Source organism: Rahnella sp. PAMC25617, assembly GCF_050606005.1.
Taxonomy (GTDB): domain Bacteria; phylum Pseudomonadota; class Gammaproteobacteria; order Enterobacterales; family Enterobacteriaceae; genus Rahnella; species Rahnella variigena.
In genome coordinates this window covers 1-275 of sequence record NZ_JBOCUM010000237.1, presented here as the reverse complement: position 1 = coordinate 275, position 275 = coordinate 1, and the positions used below count along the sequence as shown (strand labels likewise).

Annotated in this window: 1 pseudogene; it reads right to left on the bottom strand. The window is 59.6% G+C overall.

Annotated features, from left to right (window positions below):
* Window positions 1–275: pseudogene (locus ACM615_RS24265) on the bottom strand (phosphatase PAP2 family protein); the annotation flags it as partial.

Genomic DNA, 275 nt, shown 5'->3' with positions numbered 1-275 from the left:
CAGCACCTCAGAGCTTAAACCGGTGCCGCTATCCACCGGATATGCCATCGTGGTCGGCCACAGCAGGTATATGGCGCCGGCCCCCAAAGCGGTCAGTTGCATGGCCGTTGCCAGCCATTTGACCCGATGAGCCGGTGCCAGCAAATACCCCAGCGGAATGAGAATAAAGAAAGACAGATACAGCCAAACGGCAGCCGGGCTAAAGGGGATCCAGCGATCGATCGCCGAAGGCGATATCAGTTGCCCCGCCCCTTGCCACCGATCGGCGCTGGAAT